Source organism: Streptomyces sp. XY431 (assembly GCF_001279805.1).
GTDB classification, from domain to species: domain Bacteria; phylum Actinomycetota; class Actinomycetes; order Streptomycetales; family Streptomycetaceae; genus Kitasatospora; species Kitasatospora purpeofusca.
In genome coordinates this window covers 1-18,509 of sequence record NZ_LGDO01000230.1, presented here as the reverse complement: position 1 = coordinate 18,509, position 18,509 = coordinate 1, and the positions used below count along the sequence as shown (strand labels likewise).

Genomic DNA, 18,509 nt, shown 5'->3' with positions numbered 1-18,509 from the left:
CTCCGGCGGATGCATGGACGGGATCCGACGGAGGGACGAGACGGCATGCCGCCCCGCGGTACCACCCTCCTTGGCCGCGATGCTGTCCGCGGCCCTCTTGTTTGGGCTTGCTGCCGGGTCTAGCGGGCCGACGAAGGGGATCGCGGACCGTTCTTCCGGCGGCTCCGGGGTGATCTTCGCGCGGTGCACACCCCCGGGCTCGCACCGTCCCCGGGTCGCTGGTGGCTGCGTACTGCGGTACTCGTCCCCATCTGCGCCTTGCAGGCCCAGTGTATCGGCCGTCGCAAGTCGGTTTCGGCGCGCCGGGGCGGGGGGCACAACTCTGTTCGGCGCGGTGGGCGTGTCGCGTGTGGCGGCTGGCTGGGTGGGATCATGGTGAGGCGTCGGTATGTCATGTTGTGACCATTTTTGATCGGGATTATCGTTCCGGCACTGGAGGCCGCCGGGAACCGGCGGCTCGATTCGTTCGTAGATGGGGTCGAAGCCATGGCTGAGAAGACAACCGTCGCGGGTACCGCCACCAAGCGGGCACGCAAGGCCGTGGCAGGCGATCCAGGGGAGGGGACCGTGACCACTACCGCACGGCGCAAGAACACCACCGACACCACTCTCGTGGCCCCCGGCCGCACCCGTACCCCGGCCGGGGCCGGGGCCGCCGCCCGTACCGGCGGTGCCGAGTCGGTCGACCCGGCCGAGCTGCCGGTCCGTCCCGGCGAGGACCCGTGGACCTCCGAGGAGGTGCGCGAGCTGCACGCCGAGCTGATCAACGATCTGGAGCGGCTCCAGCAGGAGATCGACGCGGCCGAGGCGGCCATCACCGGTCTGATGCGGGACTCCAACGACGGGGCCGGCGACGACCAGGTGGACGCCGGTACGAAGAACATCTCGCGCGAGAGCGAGGTGGCGCTGGCCAACAACGCCCGCGACAGCCTCGCCCAGACCGAGCACGCGCTGGCCCGGCTGGAGGGCGTCGGATTCGGCACCTGCGAGTCCTGCGGCCAGGCCATCGGCAAGGCACGGATGCAGGCCTTCCCGCGGGCGACGCTCTGCGTCCAGTGCAAGGCCAAGCAGGAACGCCGCTGACCGCTCCGGGCGGCCGACCGGGACGACGGGAGGGGTCGGGCTTGCCGTAGGCTCGACCCCGTAACGTCGCCCGATCCGTCGGATGATCCCTCGGAGATCGGGTTTCCCACCGGCCCATCGGCCCCCCACGTCACGGCAGCGGAGCGGATCATCAGTACGCAAGGTTCCCCCCAGACGCGGGACGACTCCGTCCCCACGCCCGCCGACGTCGTGGCCCCGGCCGGGGACGTGGCCGGGCCCGGTGGCGGGGCCCCGGCCCGGCCGGAGGCCCCCGAGGCCGCCGCGGGCCCGGCGCCGGCTCCGGTGTCCACCCCCGCGCCGACTCCGGCGTCGGCCCCGGCATCGCCCTTGGTCGAGCCGGCCGGGGCGGAGGAGCCGAAGGGGCGCAGGCGGATCGGCGTGCTCCTGGTCGTCGCGCTGCTCGCCTTCCTGGTCGACTTCGGCAGCAAGCTCCTGGTCGTGGCCCGGCTGGAGAACCACTCGGCGATCAAGGTGATCGGCGATGTGATGACCTTCCAGGTGATCCGCAACTCCGGCGCCGCCTTCGGCATGGGGCAGGCGCTGACCGTCGTCTTCACCATGATCGCCTCGGCCGTCATCGTGGTGATCTGGCGGATCGCCCGGCGGCTGTACAGCCTCCCCTGGGCGATCGCGCTCGGCCTGCTGCTGGGCGGCGCGCTCGGCAACCTGACCGACCGGCTGTTCCGCTCGCCCGGCGTCTTCCGCGGGCACGTGGTCGACTTCATCTCCGTCCAGCACTTCGCGGTCTTCAACCTCGCGGACTCCGCCATCGTCTGCGGCGGGATCCTGGTCGTCCTGCTCTCCTTCCGGGGCAGCAACCCGGACGGCACCGTGCACCAGCAGGCGGACAAGGGCGAGCAGGCGGACAAGGGCGAGTAGGGCGGAGCAGCCTCCGTCCCCGGGCGAGCGGGGCGGAGCCCGCCTCCGCTCCCGCCGGGCATGGCGCGGGCGGGGGCCCGCGAGTCCGGCATACTCGTACGGGTGAGTACCGCAGCGCAGACCCGAAGCCTCCCCGTTCCCGACGGCCTGGAGGGCGAACGCCTCGACGCCGCCCTCGCCCGGATGTTCGGCTTCTCCCGGACCAAGGCCGCCGAGCTGGCCGCCGAGGGCAAGGTGACGCTCGACGGGGCCGTCGCCGGCAAGTCGGACCGGGTCACCGCCGGCTCCTGGCTGGAGGTCGAGATCCCGGCCCCCGCCGCGCCGGTGCAGATCGTCGCCGAACCGGTCGACGGCATGCGCATCGTCCACGACGACGACGACATCGTGCTCGTCGACAAGCCGGTCGGCGTCGCCGCGCACCCGAGCCCGGGCTGGACCGGCCCCACCGTGATCGGCGGGCTGGCCGCGGCCGGCTACCGGATCTCGACCTCCGGCGCCGCCGAGCGCCAGGGTGTCGTGCACCGGCTCGACGTCGGCACCTCCGGGCTGATGGTGGTCGCCAAGTCGGAGCGCGCCTACACCGACCTCAAGCGGCAGTTCCACGACCGGGTGACCGAGAAGAAGTACCACACGCTCGTCCAGGGCCACCCGGACCCGCTCAGCGGCACCGTGGACGCGCCGATCGGGCGCCACCCCAGCGCGGACTGGAAGTGGGCGGTCACCCGTGAGGGCAAGCCGTCCGTCACCCACTACGACCTGATCGAGGCCTACCGGGCCGCCTCGCTGATGGACATCAAGCTGGAGACCGGCCGCACCCACCAGATCCGGGTGCACATGTCCGCGCTGCGTCACCCCTGCGTCGGCGACATCACCTACGGGGCCGACCCGACCCTGGCCAAGCGGCTCGGGCTGACCCGGCAGTGGCTGCACGCGGTCTCGCTCGGCTTCGAGCACCCGTCGGACGGCGAGTGGGTGCAGTTCTCCAGCGAGTACCCCGCGGACCTGCGGAAGGCGCTGGACATCATCGCGTCGGAGAGCTGAGCCGGAGAGCCGAGGGAGAACCGGGATGACGGTGACGATCAGGGTCGCGCGGGGGGAGGCGGACCTCGCGCTGGTGCACGAGGTCCGGCGGGATGTCTTCATCGTCGAGCAGGGCATCGCCGAGGAGGAGGAGTGGGACGACCTCGACCCCACCTCGGAGCACCTGCTGGCGGTCGGACCGGACGGTGAGGCCGTCGGCACGGCGCGGCTGATCTTCGGGGAGCAGGCGCTCGGGATCACCGGCGGGGTCGCCGGTCGGGTGCTGCTCGGCCGGCTCGCCGTGCTGAAGACGGCCCGGGGGACCGGGCTCGGCGCCGAGCTGGTGCGGGCCGTCGAGGCCGCCGGGCGGGCGCGCGGGGCGCGCGAGATGGAGCTGCACGCCCAGGTGCAGGCCCTCGGGTTCTACGAGCGACTCGGGTACGCGGCGGAGGGTCCGGTGTACGACGACGCCGGGATTCCGCACCGGACGATGACCCGGGTGCTGTAGCGCCCGGAGGCGACAGACAGGGCGCGGGCCCCCGGGAGAGCTCCCGGGGGCCCGCGCGCTCCCGGGGTCCGGTGTTCTTATCGGACGCCTACTCCGGGGGCGACTACGATCACGCCCATGGAGCTCGGTGGGGCGTGGCGCCGGTGGCGAGGCCGTGGGACGGTCGCCGGACGGAGACTGGTGGCCGGGGCGGTGGCCCTGACGGCCGTCGTCGCGGTCGGGACGGCCGCGGCCGTCGCCGCCGGGGGCGAACAGCCCGTCCGTCAGGAGGACCGGTTCCTCGCGATGGCCGAGACCCCCGGCAGCACCCAGATCGTCCAGCTCGACACCTCCTTCTTCACCACCGGCAGCAGCCCGCGCCCCGCCGTCCTGCTCGGGCACGGCTTCGGCGGCTCCAAGGAGGGCGAGCGGGAGCGCGCCCAGAAGCTCGCCCGGCAGGGGTACGCGGTGCTGACCTGGTCGGCGCGCGGCTTCGGGCGCTCCGGCGGGAAGATCGGGCTGAACGCGCCGGACCGCGAGGTCGAGGACGTCAAGCACCTGGTCGACTGGCTGGCGCAGCGCCCCGAGGTCCAGCTGGACGGGCCCGGCGACCCCCGGGTGGGCATCACCGGCGCCTCCTACGGCGGCGCGGTGGCGCTGCTCGGCTCCGCGTACGACCGGCGGATCGACGCCGTGGCCAGTGCGATCACCTGGTGGAACCTGGCCGACGCGCTGTTCCCGCAGGGGGTGCGCGGCTCGGGCGCGGTCGACGGCGTGTTCAAGAAGCTGTGGTCCGGGATCTTCTTCACCACCGGTTCGGTGGGCGAGCTCGGCCCGTCCGGCGGCGCGGCGCGTCCGGCCCTCGCCCCCGAGCAGGGCGACGGGCAGGTCGGCTGCGGGCGGTTCCTGGACGAGCTGTGCCGGATGTACGACCGGGTGGCGACCGCCGGGCGGGCCGACCCGGAGGCCGTGGCCCTGCTCGACCGGTCCAGCCCCTCCTCGGTCGCGGACCGGCTCAAGGTGCCCACGCTGGTGGTCCAGGGCCAGCAGGACTCGCTGTTCCCGCTCGACCAGGGCGACGCGATCGCCCGGGCGGTGGCCGCCAACGGCGCCCCGGTGGCCGTCGACTGGTTCGCGGGCGGGCACGACGGCGCGACCGACACCAGCGACCGGGTGGACGACCGGGTCACGGCCTGGTTCGACCACTATCTGAAGGGTGCCGGGGGCGCGGGCGACGGCGGGGCCGGCACCGGCGCGGCGTTCCGGGTCACCCGGACCGGCGGGGTCGACTCGACCGGCTTCCAGGCGGTGCTGCGCGGGGCCACCGCCGACAGCTACCCCGGCCTCGGCGGCACCGGCTCGCGGCAGTTCGAGCTGAAGGCCCCGGACGGTGCACCCGAGCAGGTCTTCGCCAACCCGCCCGGCGGCGCGCCGTCCAACATCTCCGCCGTGCCCGGCCTCGGCGGCCTGCTCGGCCAGGCGTCCGCGCTGGGGGCCGGTCTCGCGCTGGACTTCCCCGGCCAGTTCGCCACCTTCGAATCGGCGCCGCTGGACTCCTCGGTCCACCTGACCGGGCAGCCGACGGTGCCGGTCCGGGTCCGGGCCGACCGGCCGGACGCGGTGCTCTTCGCCAAGCTGTACGACGTCGCCCCGGACGGCAAGCAGAGCCTGCCGCAGCAGCTGTCCGCCCCGCTGCGGGTGACCGGGGCGGACGCCCCCGACGGCCGGAGCGTCACCGTGGCGCTGCCCACCGTCGACCACACCTTCGACGCCGGGCACCGGTTGCGGCTGGTGCTCGCCTCCACCGACCTCGCGTACGCCTCGCCGGTCGAGCCCGCCACCTACCGGGCGGCCGTCACCGGGCCGGTCACCCTGCCCACCGTCGACGGGCTGGCCACCGAGGCCGCGCCGCTGCCGTCCCGGACCTGGGTGCTGCCGCTGGTCGCGCTCGCGCTGGCTGCCGGTCTGGTGCTGGTGCCGCGGCTGCGGGCGGCCAGGGCCGGGCGGCGCGCGCACGGACCCGCGTACGACCCGGCGCTCGCCGGGGTGCCGCTGGTGATCACCGGTCTGAGCAAGCGCTACAAGGGCGCCGCCGACCGGTACGCCGTCCGCGACCTGGGCTTCCGGGTGGAACGGGGCCAGGTGCTCGGCCTGCTCGGCCCCAACGGTGCCGGCAAGACCACCACCCTGCGGATGCTGATGGGGCTGATCCGGCCGGACGCCGGCGAGATCAGGATCTTCGGCCATCTGATCCGGCCCGGGGCACCCGTGCTCTCCCGGGTCGGCGCCTTCGTCGAGGGCGCCGGCTTCCTGCCGCACCTCACCGGGCGGGCCAATCTGCGGCTCTACTGGCAGGCCACCGGCCGTCCGGAGGCGGACGCCCACCTGGACGAGGCGCTGGCGATCGCCGGGCTCGGCGAGGCGCTGGACCGGGCGGTGCGCACCTACTCGCAGGGCATGCGGCAGCGGCTGGCGATCGCCCAGGCCATGCTCGGGCTGCCGGACCTGCTGATCCTCGACGAGCCGACCAACGGGCTCGATCCGCCGCAGATCCGCGAGATGCGCGAGGTGATGATCCGGTACGCGGCGGCCGGGCGGACCGTCATCGTCTCCAGCCACCTGCTGGCCGAGGTCGAGCAGAGCTGCACCGACCTGGTGGTGATGGACCGGGGCCGGCTGGTCACCACGGGCGCGGTCGCGGAGATCGTCGGCGCGGGCTCGCAGCTGCTGATCGGCACCGGGGCGTCGTACGGCGCGGCGGAGCTGGCGGCGGCGGCCGACAAGGTCGCCGCGCTGGACGGGGTCGGCACGGCGGAGGCCGTGGAGGGCGGGCTGCTGGTCGGGCTGGACGGCATGGCGGCGAGCCGGCTGCTGGCCGAGCTGGTGCGGCTCGGGGTGCCGGTGGAGTCGGCCGGGCCGCAGCGCCGGCTGGAGGACGCGTTCCTGTCGCTGATCGGAGGTACGGCGTGAGTGCCGCGGTTGCTGAGGTGTCGGCCGATCACGCGGCCGGCTACCGGCCCGGACGGACGCTGCCGTTCCGGGTCGAGGTGGTCCGCCAGCTGCGGCGGCGCCGCACGATGGTGATCGGCGGGGTGCTGGCCGCGATGCCGCTGGTCGTGCTGGCGGCGTTCGCGGTGGCCGGGACGCCCGGGCGGGCCGACCGGACCACGTTCATCGAGCTCGCGACCTCGTCCGGGCCGAACTTCGCGACCACCATGCTCTTCATGGGCACCGGCTTCATGCTGGTGATCCCGGTGGCGCTGTTCTGCGGTGACACGGTGGCCTCGGAGGCCAGCTGGTCCTCGCTGCGGTACCTGCTGGCCGCGCCGGTGCCGAGGGCGCGGCTGCTGATGCGCAAGTTCCTGGTCGGGCTGCTGTTCTCGGCGGCGGCCGTGGTGCTGCTGCCGCTGGTCGGGCTGGCGGTCGGCACGGCGGCGTACGGCTGGGGCGACCTGCGGCTGCCGGCCGGGGCCAGCCTGACCGCGGGCGAGGCGCTGCCCCGGCTGGCGGTCGCGGTGGCGTTCGTGTTCCTCAGCGAGGTCGTGATCGCGGCGCTGGCGTTCTGGCTCTCCACGGCCACGGACGCGCCGCTGGGGGCGGTCGGCGGGGCGGTGTTCGCCTCGATCGTCGCCGGGGTGCTGGACGCCATCACCGCCCTCGGAGACCTGCGGGCCTGGCTGCCGGCGCACTGGCAGTGGGCGTGGGCGGACGCGCTGCAGCCGCGGATGGAGTGGGGCGGGATGGTGCAGGGGGTCTCGCTGTCGCTGTCCTACGCGGTGGTGCTGCTGGCGCTCGCGTTCCGGGGCTTCGCGCGCAAGGACGTGGTGTCGTAGCGGACGCCGGGGGAGTGGCCCCGCCCGCCGGGGGACGGCGGGCGGGGTCCGTCGCTGGTGGGACTACTTGACGGGGGAGTAGACCCGTTCGATCTGCTGGGTGCCGGACTTGGTGCGGTAGGAGCGCGACCACTTGGTGGTGGCGTCCTTGCGGGTCCGGTCGGAGAGGACGTAGTAGTCCATCTGGGTCTGGGCCGGGGTGACCTCCAGGACGCCGTAGCCGTGGGAGTCGAGGTCGACCCACTGGACGTGGCGGTTGGCGGCCTTGATCGCGGCGGCGGCGACCAGCGAGAGGGTCTGCGGCGCGACCTTGAGGAAGTCGTCGATGTTGTCCGAGGTGACCGAGGTGACCACGAACTCGGTGGCGACGCTGCCCGACAGCGGGTAGGTGGCGGCCTCCTCGGGGACGTCCGAGGCCCAGGCCGAGTGGATGTCGCCGGTCAGGAAGACGGTGTTGGTGATGCCGTTCGACTTCAGGTGGCCGAGCAGCTCGCGGCGGTCGTGGGTGTAGCCGTCCCACTGGTCGGTGTTGACGGCCAGGCCCTCGCCGGGCAGGCCGAGCAGCTTGGCCAGCGGGCGCAGCAGGTAGTCCGGCAGCGAGAAGAGGGCGACCGGGGAGATCATCACCTCGTTGCCGATCAGGCGCCAGGCGGTGTCGGAGGCGGCGAGCCCGGACTTCAGCCAGTCCATCTGGGCGCGGCCGGTGAGGGTGCGGTCGGCCGAGTCGACGTCGCCGTTGCCGACCTTGACCTGCTGGGAGCGGAACGAGCGCTGGTCCATCAGGTGCAGGTCGGCGAGCTTGCCGTAGCGCAGGCGGCGGTAGGTGGTGCCGGCGATGGACGGGCGGACCGGCATCCACTCGAAGTAGGCCTGCTTGGCGGCGGCCATCCGGGCCGTCCAGTCGCCCTCGGTGCCCGGGGTGTGGTTCTCGGCGCCGCCGGACCAGGCGTCGTTGGCGAACTCGTGGTCGTCCCAGATCGCGATGGTCGGGATCTGCGCGTGCAGCGCCTGGAGGTCCTCGTCCGTCTTGTAGCGGCCGTGCCGGGTGCGGTAGTCGGAGAGACTGAGGATCTCGTGGGTGGGGGCGTGCGGGCGGACCACGGAGCCGCGGGCGCAGAACTCGCCGCTCTTGTACTCGTAGATGTAGTCGCCGAGGAAGAGGAAGGCGTCGAGGTCGCCGCGGGCGGCGAGGTGGCGGTAGGCCGAGAAGTAGCCGGCCTCCCAGTTGGCGCAAGAGGCGACGCCGAAGCGGAGCCGGTCGAGGGCGGCGTCGGTGGCCGGGGTGGTGTGGGTGCGGCCGACGGGGGAGGCCACGGTGCCCGCGGTGAAGCGGTACCAGTAGGCGGTGTCCGGGGTGAGGCCGCGGACGTCCACCTTGACGGTGTGGTCGGTGGCGGCGTCGCTGGTCACGGTGCCGCTGGCGGCGATCCGGGTGAAGCCCTTGTCGGCGGCTATCTCCCAGCGGACCTCGGTGCCGGCGCCCAGGCCGGAGCCGGGCACCGCCTCGGGGGACGGGGTGACCCGGGTCCAGAGCAGGATGCCGTCGGGCAGCGGGTCGCCCGAGGCGACGCCGTGGAGGAACTGCGGGGCGGTGGCGGCCTGGGCGGTGGCGCCGAGGGCGAGCGGCAGGGCGGCGGCGCCCGCGACGACGGCGGTGGCCTTGAGCACCTGGCGTCGGTGGGGGCGGGCGGCGGTCATGTCATTGACAAGGTCAGTCACGGCGGACAGGCTACCGGCGGGTAATGCAGTGTTCCATATGCTGAACTGACTGTTCGTTGTCGCTTCACCGTGACGTGACGTCCCGCCACCCCGCCGGGTGGGCGCGGTCACCCGGCGGACATGCGCGATGATGGGAGGCTGTTCCGGCCCCGTCGCAAGGAAGTCCCGCCCGTGGCACACGTCCTGCTCCTCCACTCCGTGTACGGCCTGCGCCCCGCAGTCCACGCCGCCGCCGACCGGCTGCGCGCCGCCGGGCACACCGTGCACACCCCCGACTTCCTCGACGGGCGGACCTTCGACGACGTCGAGGAGGCCATGGCCCACAAGGAGGAGATCGGCAGCGACGAACTGCTGCGCCGGGCCGTCGGGGCCGCGGCTCCGCTGCTGGGCACCGGGACACCGCTCGTCTACGCCGGCCTCTCGCTCGGCGGCTCGCTCGCCCAGAACCTCGCGCTCGCCGACGAGAAGGCCCTCGGTCTGCTGCTCCTGCACGGCACCTCGGACATCCGCGAGGACGCGGCCACCGCGATCCCCGTCCAGCTGCACGTCGCCGAGCCGGACCCGTTCGAGTCGGAGGACTGGCTGAACGCCTGGTACCTGGGGATGCGCAAGGCCGGCGCGGACGTGGAGGTGCACCGCTACCGCGGCGCCGGGCACCTCTTCACCGACCCGGAGCTGCCGGACTACGACGCCGAGGCGGCGGAGCAGGCGTGGGCGGTCGCCCTGGACTTCCTGGCGGAGCTGGACGCCGCGTAGGGCGTGGCTTTTGTTGCGCAGGAAGTCGGCGTGGCCGACTTCCTGCGCGGGACTCGGTGCCGGTCTGCCCGGACCTCACGGCTCCAGACGGTGCGGGCCGCGGAACAGGAAAGTGACCTCGCGGAGGTTGGGGACGTCGAGCAGGAGCATCAGCAGCCTGCCGAGGCCGAGGCCGAGCCCGCCGTGGGGAGGGGTGCCGAAGCGGAAGCAGTCGAGGTAGCCGGCGAGCGGCCCGGTGTCCATGCCCTTCTCGCGGGCCTGGGCGACGAGGCGCTCGTGGCGGTGCTCGCGCTGGGCGCCGGTGGTGATCTCGACGCCCTTCCACAGCAGGTCGAAGGACTCGGTGACGGTGGGGTCGTCCTCGGGCCGCAGGTGGTAGAAGGGGCGGACGGAGGCGGGGAAGCGGGTGACGAACACGAACTCGTGCCCGGTCTCCTCGGCGACGAGGCTGGAGAGCCTGCGCTCGCCCTCGGGGTCGAGGTCCTCCTTGACGCCCTCGGGGTCCCAGCCGGTGGCCCGGAGCCGGGTGAGGGCGTCGGCCATCGTGATGCGCGGGAACGGCTGCTCGGGGACGACGACCCGGGCGCCGAAGTGCTCGGCGACGGCGTCGCCGTGGCGCTCCGAGACCCGCTGAAGAACGCGCCGGAGGAGCCGTTCCTCGAAGGCCATGACGTCCTCGACGCCGTCGATCCAGGCGAGTTCGGCGTCGACGCCGGTGAACTCGGTGGCGTGGCGGGAGGTGAAGGACGGCTCGGCACGGAAGACGGGGCCGATCTCGAAGACCTTGTCGATGCCGCCCGCGATGGCCATCTGCTTGTAGAACTGCGGGGACTGGGCGAGGTAGGCGGTGCGGTCGAAGTAGTCGACCTTGAAGACCTCCGCCCCGGACTCGGAGGCGGTGCCCATGAGCTTCGGGGTGTGCAGCTCGGTGAAGCCCTCCTCGGCGGTGACCTCGCGCATGGCCTGCTCGACGGTGGTCTGGACGGCGAACACGAGTTGCTGCGAGGGCCTGCGGACGTCGAGGAAACGCCAGTCGAGGCGCTGGTCCAGGCCGGTGTTCTCGTCGACGGGCAGCTTCGGCTCGGCCGGTGACACGACCTCGACGCGTTCGGGGACGATCTCCAGCCCGCCGAGCTTGACGTGGGGGTTGCCGACGACCTTGCCGGTGATCTTCACGGCGGACTCGGTGGTGACACCCTCGAAGGCCGCCTCGATCCCGTCGCCCTCACCGCCCCGGGCGTGGGTGACCTGGACGAGACCGGTGTGGTCGCGGACCAGCACGAACTGCATGCGCCGCTGGAGGCGGAGGGTGTTGATCCAGCCGAAGACGGTGACCGTCTCGTCGAGGTGGCTGGGAAGGTCTGCGACGAGGGTGCGCGTCATGGTTGGCAACTCCCTGATTGCGGGCGCGTTGGTCGCGCCACTGGTTCGGGCGGTAGACGGCCGCCCGGGGACTGGCGCCACGATAGCCGGAGGGGTCGCGCGGGTGCCTCCGGATTAAGCCGTACGTGATCGAGCGCGGCCGGACTTGGCAAAGTGGCCGCCGGGCCCGGTTGCCGGGGGCGGAGCGGGCTCCGGACACCTTCATGCGGGTTGATTACCGGGGTCGGGGGAATGGCCTGCCCATGGAGTCAGCTCTTTCCGCGTGGGCGCAGTCGGTCGCCGAGCAGGAGCTCGCCCTTTCGCTTCCCCGACGATGGGCGCACTCGAAGGGGGTCGCCCGGCGGGCTCTGTACCTTGCGCCGGTCCTGGACGGGCAGGTGGAGCTGCTGGCCTCGGCCGCGGTACTTCATGATGTCGGTTACGCCCCGAGGCTCGCGATGACGGGCTTTCATCCGCTGGACGGAGCTCGGTTCCTCCGTGATGTCCACGGCGCTGACGATCGGCTTGTTCGGCTGGTGGCGAACCACTCGTTCGCGCTTCTGGAGGCTGAGGAGCGAGGTGTGCGAGAACCGCTTGAGCTGGAATTTCCCGTAGTGGAGAACGGGCTCCTGGTGGATGCGTTGGTGTGGTGCGACATGACGACGACGCCCGACGGAGAGCCGACGGCGGCGGAGTCGAGGCTGACGGAGATCGTCGGCCGTTACGGTGCGGACAGTGTGGTCGGCCGGTTCATCCGTCGGGCGATGCCGGAGATCCTCGCAGCGGTGGCGCGGGTGGAGGCGCTGCTGGCTGCTCAGCCGAGATAGGGGTAGGTGCCGGCGAGGTAGTCACCGATCTGTTGGCGCATGCTGGGGTGGATGTCGTACCGGTCGAGGTCGGCGGGCCGGATCCAGCGGACGCCGTCGGCCTCGTCGTTGATCGTGGGTTCGCCGCCGACGGGGCGGCCGATGTAGGTGTTCTCGTACTGCTGGCGGATCTCGCCGTCGGTGTAGGCGACGATGTGGTTGGGGTTGGTGTAGACGCCCAGGAAACCGGTCACCTCGGCGATGACGCCGGTCTCCTCCAGGCATTCGCGCACCGCGCACTGGGCGGCGGTCTCCCCGATGTCCTGCGCTCCACCGGGCAGCGCCCACTGGCCGGTGTCACGACGGCGCTGCAGCAGGATGGCACCGCTGTCGTCCACCACGAGCAGATTGCTGGCGGGGATCAGGGTGTTGGCCTTCGGGGCGTCGGGGTCGTTGAGGTACTCAGTCCTGCCCATGCGTGGTGGTCCCCTCCGGTTCGGGCGTCCAGGGCCGTGAGCTGTCCCAGACGGCTTCGAAGCTCTGAGCGTAGTTGTCGAACCAGCCCGTGGAGTCGACTCGCTTGAGGTGGAGCAGAGGGTTGGCGCTCGCGGGCTGACCCCACACGTGCGGGTTGACCAGGAGATCGCTGTCGTAGCGGAACAGCGAGTTGTAGAGCGTGGTGTCGTGGAGGCGTACCTCGCAGCCGGCCTTCGTCGGCAGGCTCCGGTAGTAGGTGAGCGAGGCCCGGATCTTCGCGGCCAGGGTGTCGCCGATGCCCTCCTCGCGGCCCCGGACAGCGGCGGCCCGGCCCTTCGGGTCTCCGAAGCAGAGGCGCACGCGAACGCCGGCGGCGGCCCGTTCCACGAGCATCCTGGCAACGTACGGGTTGGTCTGGGCGAAGAACGTCCCGGAGAACACGAGCACGTCGATCTGGGTCTCGGCCTCCTGCAGCAGAGACAGCCACACCTCCCTGGGCACGCTGGCACGGTTGGCGTAGGTGGCGACCAGCTCGATGCCGACCGTGTCCGGCCGGCCTGACCGGGGCTGTGGCACAGGCCAGAGGAAGGCCTCCTCCACTCGTAAGTGCTGGGCGGCAGCGAAGCGGTGTCGCGGATGCGGCACGCGCCCGCCGAGCCAACGGCCTACGGTTTTGGGGTCCACCTCGCATGCTGCGGCGAGAGACTCGGGGGAGACACCTCGCTGGGCGAGTACGGAGCGAAGTCGCTCGTTCACGGATCCAATACAAGCCGAGGCGGAGTAGGGCCCGCAAGGACGTCACGGGACGTTTCATGGAGCTGACGGGGCGACAGGGTGCTTACGCTGGCGGCATGCCGCTGATCATCCTCTGGGACATCGATCACACGCTCATCGAGAACGCGGGAGTGAGCAAGGAGATCTACGCCGCTGCTTTCACCTCCCTGGCGGGACGTCCGCCGATGCAGGCGGCAAGAACCGAAGGCCGCACCGACCGCCTGATCATGCGCGAGATGTTCCTCCGCAACCACCGGCCGGAGCCCGACTGGCCGACCGTCCAGGCAGCCCTCGAAGCTGCGGGAGCTGAGCGGCTCGGCGAGCTGCGTCGGCGCGGCACAGCCCTGCCAGGCGTCCGGGCGGCCCTCGCATCGGCAGCGGACCAGCCCGGTTGGGTCTCCTCGGTGCTGACCGGAAACATTGCGGCCAACGCGCGGGTGAAGCTCGCGGCCTTCGACCTCGACGGGCTGCTGGACATGGCCGTCGGCGCCTACGGGGCCGACGCGGTCCAGCGACCTGAGCTGGTTGCTGTCGCCCGTGGACGCGTCCATCGGCACCGCGGCCTGTCCGTCGATGTCCCGGTCGTCCTGGTGGGAGACACCCCTCGCGATGTGGAGGCGGCGCTCGCCTCGAACGCCGAGGTCATCGCGGTGGCCACGGGAGTCGACAGCCAGGCCGACCTCGTTGCTGCCGGCGCGCGCACCGTGCTGCCCGATCTGTCGGACAGTGCGGGTCTGCTGGCACTCCTGCGGTCGTTTGCAGCGCGCTGAAGACGTCCCAGGACGTCCCGGAACCGTCCTGGGACGCGGTGCCGCGGTCCCGACACTCTCCGCCACCATCAGGTCACCAGCCACGCAACCGGCCGAGAGAGACCCAGATGATCGGCGAAGTGACCGGGATCCAGCGGATCCGGATGCTCTACCTGCAGCTGCTGTACCGCTGCAACTTCGAGTGCCTGCACTGCTTCCACGGCGAGCGCCTCAAGCACGTCGATGCGTTCTCCGCAGAGGAAGCCATCGACCTTCTCACCCTCATGCATGACCGGTACGGCACCGAGGCCGTCACCCTGCTCGGCGGCGAGCCGTTCGTCTACAAGGACCTGACGCGGGTCGTCCGCCATGCCAAGCAGGAGCTCGGTCTGCAGGTCGAGATCTGCACCAACGGCTACCGCATCGAGCGCCGCCTCACGGAGATCGCCCCCTACCTCGGCCTGCTGAGAGTGTCGCTGGAGGGCATCGGCGCGACCAACGACCACATCCGCAGGTTCGGCAGCTACCAGGGCGCGCTGAGCGCGCTCGACCTGGCGCGGGAGCTCGGCGTCGCCACCGGGGCCACCATGACGGTGACCGCCCGCAATATCGACGAGGTGGTCCCGCTGGCTCGCACTCTCCAGGGCTTCGGGGTCCGACAGTTGAAGCTCCACTGCATGCGCCCGGTCGGCAATGCGGCCGACCACCCCGAGCTGCTCGTGACCGAGCCCGCCGCCTACGCTGCCCTACGCGAACAGCTGAAGGGTGCGGAGCTCGCGATCGAGGTGATCGTCGACGAGGACCTGTCCGAGGACGGCGCCCCGGAGGTTTGTACTCCCGTCGGCGGACCGCGGGAGATCGAGCGGATCGAGGCCGACCCGCGCGGAGCGCTCACCATGTCCTGCAAGGCCGTCGGCAAGGATTCGCACGCCTTCTGGTACGACAAGCTCGCCGGCCACATCGTCCACCGACCCTCCGCGACCGACGAGCTCGCCCTCGCTGTGCCGGACGTGGTGTACACCCGTGTCTGACCGCCCGCTGTTCGAGAGCGTCGAAGGGCTCCGCGGCACCGGCAAGTCGACCGTCGCACCGATGCTCGCCGCAGCCCGCAAGGCAGTCCTCGTCCCCACCGTGCCGGTCTTCTACCAATCACTGCGGCGCGAGATCGACCTGCGGGACAACGTCGAGGCCCGGATGAGCTTCTACCTCTCCGCGCTCTTCACCGCCGTCGATGAGATACAGCGCTACCTCGCCGCCGGCATCCCGGTCGTGGTGGAGAGCTACTTCGCCCGCTGCCTGGCCAACCACCACGCCCTCGGAGCGCGCCTCGGCGTCACACTGCCGCCGGACCTCCCCCAACCCGTCACCTACCTGCTGTTCTGCACGGAGAAGGAGCGCCTGCGCCGCCTTGCCGAGCGGGACAAGCCGATCTCCCGGTGGGACGTCCTCGGTGAGGACGCCGCAGGGCGGATCACCACCGCCTACGCGCTGTTCCCGATGCACCGGGTGGACACCACTGGTCTCGAACCGGAGCAGGTCGTCCAGGCCATCCTCGCCACCGATACCCAGGGAGCCCAGCGCCATGCAGACGCAGAGCCTGTGGGAGCACACCCTCACCTTCTTCCCCCAGTTCCTCTCCGCGCTGAAGGAGCACACATCCCCTGATGCCACCGTCGCGGTCATCGGTGCGAGTGACGGCAAGTTCGTCCTTCCGCTGGCCGCCGCCGGCTACCGCGTCATCGCCGTCGAACGCGACCCGCTCGCCCTTCACGGCGGTGAGGTCCGCTTGCCTGGCTTCGTCATTGCCCGAGCAATGGGGCTGATCGACCGTCTCAAGCTCGAAGGGCTCTACGACCGGGTCCAAGTCGTCGAGGAGGACTTCCTCGCTTCCAAACCGCTCGACAGGCCCTGCGACGCGGTCTGGACCAGCTGCTCCTGGCACTACAGCGCCAACCACCACCGCCCGCTCGCCGAATTCGTCGCCCGCATGCAGCTCCTGGTGCGCCCCGGCGGCCTGTTCGGCGCGGAGTTCATGATGCCGGTGGAGCCGCGCCACCACCTGGTCGAGCACTACACGTCACCTGAGAAGCTCAGCCGCTACTTCATCAGCGCCTGGCATCTGTTGTTGACGCTGCGGACGACGGAGTTCACCGAGCGGGCCCACCTCGGCCGGCTCCAGGACCACACCCACCGGATGGGACTGCTCCTCGCAGCCCGTACGCCCGGCCCCCCTCACCTGCAAGAGAAGAAGAACTCATGAAGCACGAGTACGAGGCCAAGTTCCTCGCCGTCGACGTGTCCGACCTCCAGGCGCGCCTGACCGCCCTGGGAGCCGTCCAGGCGTTCCCCCGCACCCTGCTCACCAGGAAGATCTTCGAGAACGACGCACTCGACGGCGGTGCATGGGTCCGTCTGCGCGACGAGGGCACCCGCTCCACCCTGACGCTCAAGCAGGTCACCGACTCCACCACGATCGACGGCACCACCGAGATCGAGACCGAGGTCACCGATCTGCCGGCCATGGCCGAAATCCTCCGCAGCCTCGGCCTGCGGGAGGTCCGCTACCAGGAGAACTACCGCGAGGAGTGGCGCCTGGGCGAGGTCGCGTTCGACTTCGACACCTGGCCCGACCTCCCTACATTCGTGGAGATCGAAGGCCCCGACGAGGCGTCCGTCCGCCAGGCCGCCGCCCTGCTCGAACTCGACTACTCCGAGGCCCGCTTCGGCAGCGTCGACGAGATCTACAAGAGCGAGGCAGGCCGCGACATCCTCGCTGAGTCGACGCTTCTCTTCGCGGACGAGTAGCGGCTCGACATAGCGCAGACCTCTGGCCGCCTTCGTCGCGTGGGACGAAGGCGGCCGAATGTGTGTCTGCTGGAGGGTCTCAGCGCAGGTGGTCGAAGGCGCCGGACTTCGCGCCGTCGAGCAGGGCGCCGATTTCGGCGCGGGTGTAGACGAGTGGGGTCTGCGTCGGGTTCTTGGAATCGCGGATAGCGATGAACTGGCCGACGGTGCCGAACTCCACGCAGTTGTCGCTGCCGCCGCTGAACGGGGACTTCTCCCAGATGACGTCGGAGAAGTCGATCTCGACGGGGTCGGGCTTGTTGATCACGTGCGCTTCTCCTTGAGCAAGCTGGTCAGACGGGCATGGGTCTCGGGCGGGCCGAGAGCGCGCGCTCGCAGGTGGTCGAAGACCTCGGTGTAGTGATCGACCTCATCCGCACCCTCGAAGTACACCGAGTTGGGGCCATTCTCCATCCACACGACTTCCGGGTTGGGGTCGGGAAAGCCCATCAGAACGAACGGGCCGTCGAGGCCCGGGTGAAGTCCTGCACTGAAGGGCAGGAACTGCACGGTGATGTTCGTCCGCTCTGCCATGGCAAGCAGGTGCTCGAGCTGGCCGCAGAGTACGGCGGGTTCCGGAATCCGGTGAAGCGCTGCTTCGTCGATCACAGCCCACAGCTTGATGGCGTTCTCGCCCTCCAGTAGGTTGCGGCGACCCATCCGCACCTCGACAAGGGCTTCGATCTGCTGCGGAGTGAGGTCGAAGCGCATGTTGGCGATGACCTGCCGTGCGTACTCCTCGGTCTGCAGTAGGCCGGGAACGAGTTCGGTTTCGTAGGTCCGGAGGGAGTCCGCGCTGGACTCCAGGGCCAGGTAGCCGCCGTACTTGGTCGTGTTGATGACGGCGGAGTACTTCTTCCACCACGGTTGCCGCTGCGCCGCGTCGGCGCGGACCAGGTCGAGGATGTCCTCGCGGGCTGCCGGGTCGGTTATGCCGTAGCAGTCCAGAAGAGCCTTCGCGAGCACCGGGGTTGTCCCACGGTCGCCGTTCTCGATGCGGCTCAGCGAGCCCTGACTGACCTCCACCACGGCGGACACCTCGGTCAGCGTCAGGCCGGCCTGCGCTCTCAACTCCTTGAAGCGAGCGGAGAGCTGACGTCGGTACACCGAGGGTGGTGCCGGGTTCCTCTTCCATGCCATGGGCAGCAGTGTGCCACCTGAGGGCCCTGAGGCAACTCGAATGAGGGAAATCCGACTGGGAATATTGCCCACTCTGAGAGTGCCGAGGCATGCTGCCGGAGGTAGCGATACGTGAGGGCATCGTCGCGGCTCGTGTCGGTGCGTGAGCTCATAGGAGGCAGTCGGTGCTGTCCATCCAGACCGAACCTCGGCAGGTCTCATGGGTCGTCCCCTCGCGGGAGGAGGCTGTCGGTTATGCGCGGCACAGAACGGTGGCGGAGATCAGAGCCTGGGGCATTGAGCTCGCCGACTCGTTCGAGGTGGAGTTGGTGGTCACCGAGCTGGTGACCAACGCGGTCTCGCACGCCGGTGGGCAGGTCGTCGGCGTCGGGGTTCAGGTGGCCGAGGCGGGCGCGGTGGTGATTCGGGTCAGTGATGCGCACCCGGGGTTCTTCGGTCGACGGGTGCGGCGGGAGCCCGGGGAGCACGGGCGGGGGCTCGCCATGCTGCGGCAGTTGGTGCGGTGCTGGTGGTGGGAGCCGTTGGCGGAGGGGAAGGTGGTCTGCGCGCTGGTGGAGGT

The 18,509-nt window shown here is 71.2% G+C and carries 20 protein-coding genes; 14 read left to right on the top strand and 6 right to left on the bottom strand.

Going from position 1 to position 18,509, the window contains the following annotated elements:
* Positions 1 to 567: 567 nt before the first annotated feature.
* The 6 genes from ADK60_RS21325 (at position 568) to ADK60_RS21300 (ending at position 7,323) form a co-directional block, all read left to right on the top strand.
* Complete coding sequence (locus ADK60_RS21325; protein ID WP_234325820.1) at positions 568 to 1,083, top strand: TraR/DksA family transcriptional regulator; 516 nt, start codon at positions 568 to 570, stop codon at positions 1,081 to 1,083.
* 96 nt (positions 1,084 to 1,179) lie between these two features.
* Entirely contained in the window at positions 1,180 to 1,983 is an 804-nt protein-coding gene (gene lspA, locus ADK60_RS21320) for a signal peptidase II (protein WP_502687443.1), read from the top strand.
* A 102-nt stretch (positions 1,984 to 2,085) separates the two neighbouring features.
* On the top strand, positions 2,086 to 3,024 hold the full coding sequence (locus tag ADK60_RS21315; protein ID WP_030391438.1) for an RluA family pseudouridine synthase: 939 nt from the start codon (positions 2,086 to 2,088) through the stop codon (positions 3,022 to 3,024).
* A gap of 25 nt (positions 3,025 to 3,049) precedes the next feature.
* A complete protein-coding gene (locus ADK60_RS21310) occupies positions 3,050 to 3,511 on the top strand; it encodes a GNAT family N-acetyltransferase (RefSeq protein WP_053648150.1) in 462 nt (153 codons plus the stop codon).
* A 117-nt stretch (positions 3,512 to 3,628) separates the two neighbouring features.
* On the top strand, positions 3,629 to 6,460 hold the full coding sequence (locus tag ADK60_RS21305) for an alpha/beta fold hydrolase (protein WP_053648148.1): 2,832 nt from the start codon (positions 3,629 to 3,631) through the stop codon (positions 6,458 to 6,460).
* Positions 6,457 to 7,323, top strand: a complete 867-nt coding sequence (locus ADK60_RS21300; RefSeq protein WP_053648146.1) for an ABC transporter permease — start codon at positions 6,457 to 6,459, stop codon at positions 7,321 to 7,323. The genes ADK60_RS21305 and ADK60_RS21300 overlap by 4 nt, the downstream gene beginning before the upstream one ends.
* A 63-nt stretch (positions 7,324 to 7,386) precedes the next feature.
* Here the strand turns inward: ADK60_RS21300 and ADK60_RS21295 are convergent, their stop codons facing one another.
* On the bottom strand, positions 7,387 to 9,021 hold the full coding sequence (locus ADK60_RS21295; protein ID WP_053648144.1) for an alkaline phosphatase D family protein: 1,635 nt from the start codon (positions 9,019 to 9,021) through the stop codon (positions 7,387 to 7,389).
* 141 nt (positions 9,022 to 9,162) lie between these two features.
* Between ADK60_RS21295 and ADK60_RS21290 the strand changes: the two genes are divergently transcribed.
* A complete protein-coding gene (locus ADK60_RS21290) occupies positions 9,163 to 9,798 on the top strand; it encodes a dienelactone hydrolase family protein (RefSeq protein ID WP_053648142.1) in 636 nt (211 codons plus the stop codon).
* A 75-nt stretch (positions 9,799 to 9,873) separates the two neighbouring features.
* On the opposite strand, the gene aspS is transcribed toward ADK60_RS21290, so the two are convergent.
* The gene (gene aspS / locus ADK60_RS21285; RefSeq protein WP_053648140.1) at positions 9,874 to 11,181 is read right to left on the bottom strand and encodes an aspartate--tRNA(Asn) ligase; all 1,308 of its coding nucleotides are present in this window, start codon (positions 11,179 to 11,181) and stop codon (positions 9,874 to 9,876) included.
* Positions 11,182 to 11,423: 242 nt separating this feature from the next.
* On the opposite strand from aspS, the gene ADK60_RS21280 reads away from it, so the two are divergent.
* On the top strand, positions 11,424 to 11,987 hold the full coding sequence (locus tag ADK60_RS21280) for an HD domain-containing protein (protein WP_053648241.1): 564 nt from the start codon (positions 11,424 to 11,426) through the stop codon (positions 11,985 to 11,987).
* Here the strand turns inward: ADK60_RS21280 and ADK60_RS21275 are convergent.
* Entirely contained in the window at positions 11,975 to 12,442 is a 468-nt protein-coding gene (locus tag ADK60_RS21275) for an NUDIX hydrolase (RefSeq protein WP_053648138.1), read from the bottom strand. The two genes, ADK60_RS21280 and ADK60_RS21275, sit on opposite strands and share 13 nt — an antisense overlap.
* A complete protein-coding gene (locus ADK60_RS21270) occupies positions 12,429 to 13,199 on the bottom strand; it encodes a DUF5919 domain-containing protein (protein WP_053648136.1) in 771 nt (256 codons plus the stop codon). The genes ADK60_RS21275 and ADK60_RS21270 overlap by 14 nt, the downstream gene beginning before the upstream one ends.
* 95 nt (positions 13,200 to 13,294) lie before the next feature.
* On the opposite strand from ADK60_RS21270, the gene ADK60_RS21265 reads away from it, so the two are divergent.
* From ADK60_RS21265 to ADK60_RS21245, 5 genes are all read left to right on the top strand, one after another.
* On the top strand, positions 13,295 to 13,987 hold the full coding sequence (locus ADK60_RS21265; RefSeq protein WP_053648240.1) for an HAD family hydrolase: 693 nt from the start codon (positions 13,295 to 13,297) through the stop codon (positions 13,985 to 13,987).
* 107 nt (positions 13,988 to 14,094) lie between these two features.
* Positions 14,095 to 14,997, top strand: a complete 903-nt coding sequence (locus tag ADK60_RS21260; RefSeq protein WP_053648134.1) for a radical SAM protein — start codon at positions 14,095 to 14,097, stop codon at positions 14,995 to 14,997.
* Complete coding sequence (locus tag ADK60_RS21255) at positions 14,990 to 15,631, top strand: P-loop nucleotide/nucleoside kinase family protein (RefSeq protein WP_234371195.1); 642 nt, start codon at positions 14,990 to 14,992, stop codon at positions 15,629 to 15,631. Before ADK60_RS21260 ends, ADK60_RS21255 begins: the two co-directional genes overlap by 8 nt.
* Entirely contained in the window at positions 15,549 to 16,226 is a 678-nt protein-coding gene (locus ADK60_RS21250) for a class I SAM-dependent methyltransferase (RefSeq protein WP_053648132.1), read from the top strand. Before ADK60_RS21255 ends, ADK60_RS21250 begins: the two co-directional genes overlap by 83 nt.
* Positions 16,223 to 16,771 (top strand): class IV adenylate cyclase, encoded by a 549-nt coding sequence (locus ADK60_RS21245; RefSeq protein ID WP_053648130.1) that lies wholly within the window; start codon positions 16,223 to 16,225, stop codon positions 16,769 to 16,771. The genes ADK60_RS21250 and ADK60_RS21245 overlap by 4 nt, the downstream gene beginning before the upstream one ends.
* Positions 16,772 to 16,850: 79 nt before the next feature.
* On the opposite strand, the gene ADK60_RS21240 is transcribed toward ADK60_RS21245, so the two are convergent.
* On the bottom strand, positions 16,851 to 17,078 hold the full coding sequence (locus ADK60_RS21240) for a DUF397 domain-containing protein (protein WP_053648128.1): 228 nt from the start codon (positions 17,076 to 17,078) through the stop codon (positions 16,851 to 16,853).
* Positions 17,075 to 17,950, bottom strand: coding sequence for a helix-turn-helix domain-containing protein (locus ADK60_RS21235; RefSeq protein WP_053648126.1), 876 nt, complete (start codon positions 17,948 to 17,950; stop codon positions 17,075 to 17,077). Before ADK60_RS21235 ends, ADK60_RS21240 begins: the two co-directional genes overlap by 4 nt.
* A gap of 164 nt (positions 17,951 to 18,114) precedes the next feature.
* Between ADK60_RS21235 and ADK60_RS21230 the strand changes: the two genes are divergently transcribed.
* Positions 18,115 to 18,509 (top strand): ATP-binding protein (locus ADK60_RS21230; protein WP_053648124.1); only part of this gene is annotated, 395 nt, incomplete at its 3' end.